Annotated in this window: 9 protein-coding genes; 6 read left to right on the top strand and 3 right to left on the bottom strand. The window is 68.4% G+C overall.

From position 1 onward, the window contains the following. On the top strand, positions 1-325 hold a 325-nt coding region (locus tag BLR02_RS18065), incomplete at its 5' end, for a transposase (RefSeq protein WP_143018184.1). Between the two features lie 14 nt (positions 326-339). Here BLR02_RS18065 and BLR02_RS18060 read toward each other — a convergent pair. From BLR02_RS18060 to BLR02_RS18050, 3 genes are read right to left on the bottom strand one after another with little or no spacing between them, the layout of a single operon-like run. Continuing rightward, positions 340-1,407: a patatin-like phospholipase family protein gene (locus BLR02_RS18060; protein WP_090565105.1), complete on the bottom strand. Its 1,068-nt coding sequence runs from the start codon at positions 1,405-1,407 to the stop codon at positions 340-342. Then, entirely contained in the window at positions 1,407-2,201 is a 795-nt protein-coding gene (locus BLR02_RS18055) for a 3-hydroxybutyrate dehydrogenase (RefSeq protein ID WP_090565107.1), read from the bottom strand. Before BLR02_RS18055 ends, BLR02_RS18060 begins: the two co-directional genes overlap by 1 nt. 38 nt (positions 2,202-2,239) lie before the next feature. Next, positions 2,240-3,694, bottom strand: a complete 1,455-nt coding sequence (locus tag BLR02_RS18050) for a dihydrolipoyl dehydrogenase family protein (RefSeq protein ID WP_090664166.1) — start codon at positions 3,692-3,694, stop codon at positions 2,240-2,242. 211 nt (positions 3,695-3,905) lie between these two features. Between BLR02_RS18050 and rpmH the strand changes: the two genes are divergently transcribed. The 5 genes from rpmH to yihA are packed head-to-tail and all read left to right on the top strand — an operon-like array spanning position 3,906 to position 7,138. Next, positions 3,906-4,040: a 50S ribosomal protein L34 gene (gene rpmH / locus BLR02_RS18045; protein WP_090565110.1), complete on the top strand. Its 135-nt coding sequence runs from the start codon at positions 3,906-3,908 to the stop codon at positions 4,038-4,040. A gap of 22 nt (positions 4,041-4,062) precedes the next feature. Beyond that, a complete protein-coding gene (gene rnpA, locus BLR02_RS18040; RefSeq protein ID WP_090664154.1) occupies positions 4,063-4,407 on the top strand; it encodes a ribonuclease P protein component in 345 nt (114 codons plus the stop codon). Then, the gene (gene yidD / locus BLR02_RS18035) at positions 4,404-4,643 is read left to right on the top strand and encodes a membrane protein insertion efficiency factor YidD (protein WP_090565114.1); all 240 of its coding nucleotides are present in this window, start codon (positions 4,404-4,406) and stop codon (positions 4,641-4,643) included. Before rnpA ends, yidD begins: the two co-directional genes overlap by 4 nt. Positions 4,644-4,652: 9 nt before the next feature. Beyond that, positions 4,653-6,437, top strand: coding sequence for a membrane protein insertase YidC (yidC, locus tag BLR02_RS18030; RefSeq protein WP_090664153.1), 1,785 nt, complete (start codon positions 4,653-4,655; stop codon positions 6,435-6,437). Further along, positions 6,437-7,138, top strand: a complete 702-nt coding sequence (gene yihA, locus BLR02_RS18025; RefSeq protein WP_090565119.1) for a ribosome biogenesis GTP-binding protein YihA/YsxC — start codon at positions 6,437-6,439, stop codon at positions 7,136-7,138. The genes yidC and yihA overlap by 1 nt, the downstream gene beginning before the upstream one ends. The last annotated feature ends 54 nt before the right edge of the window (positions 7,139-7,192 follow it).

The following is a 7,192-nucleotide window of genomic DNA, read 5'->3' as shown; positions in this document are numbered from 1 at the left end:
TGGCGTGCTGCTGATGGGCTCGCTGTTCGGCCTCTACCCCTTCCTGCTGAAGCTCTACGCCGATGGCGGATACCAGGGCGCCAACTTCCAGGCCGGGCTGCGCACGACCTGTCGCCAGATCAACCTCGAGATCGTCAAGCGATCCGAGTTGCGCAAGTTCGTCGTGCTGCCGAAGCGCTGGATTGTCGAGCGCACTATCGCCTGGCTCAATCGCTGCCGACGATTGGCCAAGGATTGGGAGTGCCTGAACCGCCGCGCGCTTGCCTTCCTGCGATGGGCTTCCGTCCGCCGCATGCTCCGAAGGCTATGTCAGAAAACAACATGATCCCGGACGGACTCTCAGAGATAGCGCTGGATGTCGAGCGTGCTTTCCTTGCCGAGCTGGTCGGAATGCTCGGCGAGGAAGCGGTCCGCCGCCTCCCGCCCGTAGCGGCGAAGGGTCTGCAGGAATTCCCAGTCGCCGTTGAGCTTGGTCGAGAGCTTGAACTCCCGCATCCGCTCCTCGTCCTCGATCACGTGCAGGAAGATGCGGCGGTAGCGCGGCTGTTCCAGCCGCCCGGAATCGAGCAGGCGCTGCACGAAGTCGATCGCCCGCATCTCGGCCATCAGCGAGGCGTTGAAATTGATCTCGTTCAGCCGGTTCATGATGTCGGTGGCGCTGGTCGGCAGCTCCGCCCGCATGATGGCGTTGATCTGCACCAGCACGATGTCGGGCGCACCCCGTTCGTAGTAAAGCGGCCAGAGTGCGGGGTTGCCGACATAGCCGCCATCCCAATAGGCCTCGCCATCGATCTCGACAGCGCGGAAGACATTCGGCAGGCAGGCCGAGGCCAGCACCACATCCGTGCTCACCTCGGCGCGGGTGAAGACGCGCGGCTTGCCGGTCCGCACGTTGGTGGCCGAGATGAAGAGGCGGACCGCCTTCGGGTCCTGGCGCAGGCGCTGCCAGTCGAGATTGGCGTCAAGCACCTGCCGCAGCGGGTTGAACTCCACCGGGAAGGGGTTGAACTGGTACGGTGAAAAGACGCGCGTCAGCGTCTCGAAGGCCTGGTAGGCGACCGAATAGGTGAGGTCGTAGCCCCAGAGCGCCTTCTCGAAGGGCGTGTTGCGCAGCGGGCTGACCGCCAGCCGCGCCGCCACGTCGCGCCAGATGCGGTCGAGGGCGCGGATCGCCCCCTCGCGCCCGCCATCGGCCAGGCCCTGGACCAGGATCGCGGCATTGATCGCGCCGGCCGAGGCGCCGGAGACGCCATCGATGGCCAGCCTCTCATCCTCCAGCAGGCGTTCGAGGACGCCCCAGGTGAAGGCGCCATGCGTGCCCCCGCCCTGAAGCGCGAGGTTGATCCGCCGTGGCGCCGGCGGCTTCGCCACCGCCGGCGTCGATACTGCCCCAGTCCCGTCTCCCATCAGGCTGCCAGCCAGCCTCCATCGATGGAGAGCGCCGCACCGTTCACCCCGCCGCTGCCAGGCCCGCATAGATAGAGGGCCATCTGGGCCACCTCATCGACCTCGATCCAGCGCTTGGAGGGCTGCTTCTCGAGCAGGTAATCCTCCAATGCTTCCTGCTCCGAGACGCCATGCTGCTTGGCCAGCGGCCCGACCTGCGCCTCGGCGAGTGGCGTGCGGACGAAGCCGGGGCAGATGGCGTTGCAGGTGATCGGCAGCTTCGCCACCTCGAGCGCCACGGTCTTGGTCATGCCGACCACCGCATGCTTGGCCGAGACATAGGCGACCTTCTGCGGCGAGGCGACGAGGCCATGCGCCGAGGCGATGTTGATGATGCGGCCCCAGTTGCGCGCCTTCATCCCCGGCAGCGCCGCCTTGATGGCATGGAAATTCGAGGCGAAATTGATGGCGATGATCGCGTCGAACTTGTCATCCGGGAATTCGTCGATCGGCGCGACGAACTGGATGCCGGCATTGTTCACCAGAATGTCGAGCTTGCCGAGTGTCGCCTCGGCCTCCTGCACCATCTGGCGCACCGCCTCCGGCTTCGACAGGTCCGCCGCCGAATAGGGCGCGTCGCCGCCGCCCTGGAGCGCCCCGATCTCGGCCCGCGCCTTGGCGATCTCCTCCGGCTTGCCGAAGCCGTTCAGCATCACCTTGGCTCCCGCCTCGGCATAGATCCTGGCGATGCCGAGCCCGATGCCACTGGTGCTGCCGGTGACGAGCGCGGTGCGCCCTGCGAGAACCTGATCCATGGGATGAACTCCTGTTGTCCCAGCGCCGGCATGAACGCCTAAGGGAGACGTTTCAGCAAGCCGACGAGCCGCTTTGTGAAGGGCGAGAGCAGCTTTGGCGTGTAGAATTCGGACGCGGCGCGCTTCGCCGCCTCCGACAAGGTGGGGTAGGGCAGGACCATGCCGGCCAGTGCCGAGAGCGGCAGCTTGCGGCCGATCATCAGACCGAACATCCCTGCCATCTCGCCCGCATGCGGCGCCAGCAGGCCGGCACCGAGCAGCCGCCCACCCTTGCCGACCACGAGCTTGACGAGGCCTTCCGTCCGGCCTTCCGCCACGGCGCGGTCATTCTCGGCGACCGGCCAGCGCAGCAGGGCGAGGTCCGTATGGCCTGCCTCGCGCGCCTCCGCCTCGGTGAGGCCGATCTGCGCCAGCTCTGGGTCGCCATAGGTGACGCGGGGGAGGGCAGCGTAGCTCACCTTGGTGAAGGGCAGGCGGAACAGCATCGAGCGTACCAGGATGCCGGCATGCTGGCTGGCCACATGGGTGAAGGCCCGGGGCCCGATTCCCCGCGGATCGGCGATATCGCCCACCGCCCAGACCCGCTTGTTGGAAACCGAGCGAAGGTCGGCCCCGGTCACGATGCCGCGCGGCGTCGACTCGATCCCACCCGCCGTGAGATCGAGTCCCGCCAGTCGCGGTGCCCGCCCGACCGCGAGCAGGAGATGGGTTCCCGCGATGCGGCTGCCATCCTCGAGCACCGCCACCACGCCGGCCTGGGCGGCAAGGCTGTCGGGCTCCAACTGCTCGACCCGGACAAGCTTCACGCCTTCGCGGAATTCGACGCCATCCCGCACCAGGGAGGCGCGCAGCCCCTCGGCGAGTTCTGGGTCCTCCCGCGAGGCGATGCGCGGCCCGGCCTCGATCACGGTGACGAGGCAGCCGAGCCGGGCATGGGCCTGTGCCATCTCCAGCCCGATCGGCCCGCCACCCAGGATAAGGAGATGGCCAGGCGGCTCCTCGAGGTCGAACAGGGTCTCGTTCGTCAGCCAGGGCACGCCATCGAGACCGGGCAGGTCGGGGATGATGGCGCTGCTGCCGGCGGCGATGACGACGCGGCGGAAGGTGAGGGTACGGCCGCCCGCCTCGATGGCATCGGGCGCCACAAAATGGGCCGAGGCCTCGATCACCTCGACTCCCATGCCGCGGAAACGGGCAGCACTGTCATTGGGCGCGATCCGGGCGATGGCGCCCTTCACATGCGCCCGGACGCCGGCCCAGTCGATCTCGGGCGGCGGCAGCCGGATGCCGAAGCGCGCGGCATCGCGTGCCGCCGCTGCCGCATGGGCCGCGGCGAGCAACGCCTTGGAGGGGACGCAGCCGTAATTCAGGCAATCGCCCCCCATCCGCCCACGCTCGATCAGCGCGACCTTGAGGCCGAGCCCGGCCGAGATCGCCGCGACCGACAGCCCGGCCGCGCCGGCGCCGATGACCACCACGTCGAAATCCGGCATGCGCACCCCCGTGTTCAGGAGAGAGATAGTGGGCGCGGGGGTTACGCCAGGCGGCGGCGCAGCGCCAGAGCGCCCGCCCGCGATTGACGGCGGCCCCATCCCCTCCCTATACCTGCCCGCCTTCGCCGGGGCCCAGCCGCAAGGGCCGCCGGCCGTCCGTGCAACGGCCTCTTTCGGGCTGAACCGGGCGAATACCTGTCGGAGATGGATCGTGAAGCGTACCTACCAGCCCTCCAAGCTCGTCCGGAAGCGCCGGCATGGCTTCCGCACCCGCATGGCGACGGTCGGCGGCCGCAAGGTGCTGGCCAATCGCCGCGCCAAGGGCCGCACCAAGCTCAGCGCCTGACGGGCACCGGGGGGAATTCCGCATGCCGGGCCAGCTTCCCCGGCTGACCAAGCGCCGCGAATTCCTTCGGGTCGCCGGGCGGGGGCGTAAATCTGCGCGTCCCTCATTGGTGCTGCAGGCCTTGCCGCAGCCCGAGGGATCTCTGCGCCTCGGCTTCACAGCCACCAAGAAGATCGGCAATGCCGTCATCCGCAACCGGGCCAAGCGCCGGTTGCGGGAGGCAGCACGCCTGACCCTGGCCGAAGCCCCACCGGCCGGTTGGGACCTGGTGCTGATCGCCCGCGACGGCACCGGCACCCGGGCCTGGAGCAAATTGCTGTCCGATCTGCGGGGCGCGCTCCGGCAAGCCGGCGTCCTGGCAGAATGAGCGCCGCGGGCCTCGCGCTGAAAGGCGCCGTCATCGCCTATCAATGGACGTTGCGGCCCGTCCTCGGCTGCAATTGCCGGTTCTTTCCCTCCTGCAGCGACTATGCGCTGGAGGCGCTCGGCACCCATGGCGCGCTGCGCGGCGCTTGGTTGGCCGGAGGGCGCATCCTCCGCTGCAACCCTTGGCACCCCGGCGGCTACGACCCGGTGCCTCACCCGACCCTGCCGAAAGGCTGAGCCTCTTCCATGGACCAGAAGCGCCTCTTCGTGGCGATTGCGATCTCGATCGGCATCCTGCTGGCATTCGATGCCTTCAACCGCCCGGCGCGGGAGGCGCAGCGCGCCCAGCAGCAGCAGGCGGTCGAAGCGCAGCAGCCGGCCCCGACCCCTGGCCCAGCCGGGCCGCTCCGAGCCCCAACCGATGCCTCGCCCGCCGCGGGCACCCCGACGACGCCGGCCGCGCGCCTGCCGGTCGAGGGGCCGCGCATCCAGGGTACGCTCTCGCTGCGCGGCGCCCGGCTCGATGACCTGGTGCTGCGGGGCTACCGCGAGACCGTGGATCGCAACTCGCCGCTGGTCCGCCTGCTGGCGCCACGCGAGGGCTCGGCACCCTATTACGCCCAGTGGGGCTGGACCGCGGCGGATGGCCGCACCCGCGTCCCCGCCAATGACACCGACTGGACAGCCGAGGGCGCCTCGCTGACCCCGGCAACGCCGGTGACGCTCCGGTGGGACAACGGGCAGGGGCAGGTCTTCGAGATCGGCCTCTCGCTCGATGAGAATTACATGCTCACCACGGAGCAGCGCGTGCGCAACACCGGTGCCGACCCGGTGCAGGTGCTGCCCTGGTCCCGCATCCGGCGCGAGAGCACGCCGCCGACCCAAGGTTTCTACATCCTGCATGAGGGCTTCGTCGGCGTACTGGATGGCCGCCTGAGGGAGGAGACCTACAGCAACGCCAAGAGCGAGGCGTCCAAGCGGAGCGGTGCGGCACTCGAGCAGGAGACCGGCGCCGGTTGGGCCGGCTTCACCGACAAGTACTGGCTGACCGCCCTCTCGCCCGCCGATCCTGCCCAGCGCAGCCGCGCCGCCTATCGTCATACGACCGAGGCCGGGCCGCGTGGGCCTGAGGATCGCTGGCAGGTGGATTTTGCCCCCGTCTCGGCGCAGAGCGTGGCCCCGGGTGCGACGGCCGCAACGGGCACGCGCCTCTTCGCCGGCGCCAAGGAAGTGCGGCTGCTCGACGACTATCGCGACCGGCTCGGCATTCCCGATTTCGACAAGGCGGTGGATTTCGGCTGGTTCTACTTCCTGACCAAGCCCTTCTTCTTCGCTATCGACTGGCTGTTCACCATCTTCGGGAATTTCGGCGTCGCCATCCTGGTCTTCACCCTGGCGCTGAAGGCGGCCTTCTTCCCGCTGGCCAACAAGGCCTACAAGTCGATGAGCCGGATGAAGATCCTCGGCCCGAAGATGCAGGAGATCCGGGAGCGGCATAAGGAGGACCCGGCCAAGGCCCAGGCCGAGATGATGGCGCTGTACCGGACGGAGAAGATCAACCCGGCCTCCGGCTGCCTGCCGATCCTGATCCAGATCCCGGTCTTCTTCGCCCTCTACAAGGTGCTGTTCGTCACCATCGAGATGCGGCACGCGCCCTTCTTCGGTTGGATCCATGACCTCTCGGCACCCGATCCGACCAACCTGTTCAACCTGTTCGGGCTCATCCCCTATGACCCGATGCAGTTGACGCACTACCTGCACATGCCGGCCTGGGCGCTGATCATGGGCGCCACCATGTACTTCCAGCAGAAGCTGAACCCGCAGCCGCCGGACCCGATCCAGGCCAAGATCTTCCAGTGGATGCCGATCATCTTCACCTTCATGCTGGCCAGCTTCCCGGCCGGACTGGTGATCTACTGGTCCTGGAATAACCTGCTCTCCATCCTGCAGCAGCGCTACATCATGGCATTGGAGGCGAAGCGAGGTGGCAAGCCCAGCCTCGCGGTGCCGGCCGTGGCGAAGAAGGGCTGATGGCGGAGCATGCCCTCCCGGCCGATCCGGCCATCCTGGCGGGCGGCCTCTCCGAGGCGCGGACCGAGGCGGAGCGCGCCGCCCTGATCGAGGCCGGGCGGCTGCTGTTCGCCCAGCCCTGCACCTTCTTCTACGCCTCGCAAAAGATCGACCAGCTGCCGCCCGCCGAAGGCCCGGAGATTGCCTTCTGTGGCCGGTCTAACGTTGGCAAGTCCTCCCTGGTCAATGCGCTGACCGGGCAGAATGCCCTGGCCCGTGTCTCACACACGCCGGGGCGGACCAAGCAGCTGAATTTCTTCAACCTTGGCGACCGCCTGACCCTCGTCGACATGCCCGGCTACGGCTATGCCCAGGCTGCGAAGAGCGTGAAGGAGGATTGGCAGGGGTTGATGTTCAACTTCCTGCGTGGCCGCCCGACGCTGCGGCGCGTCCTCCTCCTCCTTGACGCGCGCATCGAGACCAAGGCGGCCGATCGTGCGGCCATGGGCCTTCTGACCGAGGCCGCGGTGCCCTTCCAGATTGTCCTGACCAAGGCGGATGATGCGAAGCCCTGGTGGCTGAAGCAGCGGATCGCCGAGGCCGAGGCGCTGGCCCGGGGTGAGACCGCAGGCCACCCGCTGGTGCTGGTCACCAGCAGCCGGACGGGGGCGGGAATCCCCGAATTGCGCGCCGAGATGGCCTCGCTCGCCCGCCCGGCTTGACCAGCCGCATGGCGGCCCCTACAGCCGGGCCGCCAGTCCGTGAGAGCCCCGGCC

This window comes from Belnapia rosea, from assembly GCF_900101615.1.
GTDB classification, from domain to species: Bacteria; Pseudomonadota; Alphaproteobacteria; order Acetobacterales; family Acetobacteraceae; genus Belnapia; species Belnapia rosea.
Note: the sequence above shows the minus strand (reverse complement) of the source record. Positions and strands in the feature narration are given on the sequence as shown.

Excerpts from the sequence above, each read along its gene's own strand:
- BLR02_RS18060 (WP_090565105.1), bottom strand. The coding sequence starts at position 1,407 with ATGGGAGACGGGACTGGGGCAGTATCGACGCCGGCGGTGGCGAAGCCG.
- yihA (WP_090565119.1), top strand. The coding sequence starts at position 6,437 with ATGGCGGAGCATGCCCTCCCGGCCGATCCGGCCATCCTGGCGGGCGGC.
- BLR02_RS18055 (WP_090565107.1), bottom strand. The coding sequence starts at position 2,201 with ATGGATCAGGTTCTCGCAGGGCGCACCGCGCTCGTCACCGGCAGCACC.
- yidC (WP_090664153.1), top strand. The coding sequence starts at position 4,653 with ATGGACCAGAAGCGCCTCTTCGTGGCGATTGCGATCTCGATCGGCATC.
- BLR02_RS18050 (WP_090664166.1), bottom strand. The coding sequence starts at position 3,694 with ATGCCGGATTTCGACGTGGTGGTCATCGGCGCCGGCGCGGCCGGGCTG.
- yidD (WP_090565114.1), top strand. The coding sequence starts at position 4,404 with ATGAGCGCCGCGGGCCTCGCGCTGAAAGGCGCCGTCATCGCCTATCAA.
- rnpA (WP_090664154.1), top strand. The coding sequence starts at position 4,063 with ATGCCGGGCCAGCTTCCCCGGCTGACCAAGCGCCGCGAATTCCTTCGG.